This window comes from Paraburkholderia sp. SIMBA_027, assembly GCF_046535315.1.
GTDB classification, from domain to species: Bacteria; Pseudomonadota; Gammaproteobacteria; order Burkholderiales; family Burkholderiaceae; genus Paraburkholderia; species Paraburkholderia tropica.
Genome location: NZ_JAWRWY010000202.1, coordinates 1 through 362, shown reverse-complemented (window position 1 = coordinate 362; position 362 = coordinate 1). Strand labels below are relative to the sequence as shown.

Annotated in this window: 1 protein-coding gene; it reads right to left on the bottom strand. The window is 63.0% G+C overall.

The features are described from left to right. Positions 1-157: 157 nt before the first annotated feature. Positions 158-362, bottom strand: a 205-nt coding sequence (locus SB764_RS38785; protein ID WP_410866578.1) for a signal peptidase II, incomplete at its 5' end; no start/stop codon positions are given.

Genomic DNA, 362 nt, shown 5'->3' with positions numbered 1-362 from the left:
AGCTGTAAGCTTGGCCGATTTCTCAAGCGTTGCTCCCCCGCTGGTGACGTTGCCCTCCGAGAGGAGCAACGCCGCCGCCGACCGGGAAACATCCAGCAGTTTCGCAATGCCTGCATCGGCCCGGACTCCGCCCAACTCCTCTGGAATGCTCAGGTCCCTACTCACCGGGTGCCTCCGGAGCGGGACCTTGCGCGTTGCCTGCGTCAGCGGTTCGCTCGCTCGGTGCGCCGTGGCGCGAACCGTCCATGGCTATCCCGCGAAGCGTCAAGATACAAACGATCGCGACCCCGGACACCACAGCAGAATCCGCGATGTTGAAGATCGCGAAGTTGGGGAACTGGATAAAGTCCACAACGTGCCCC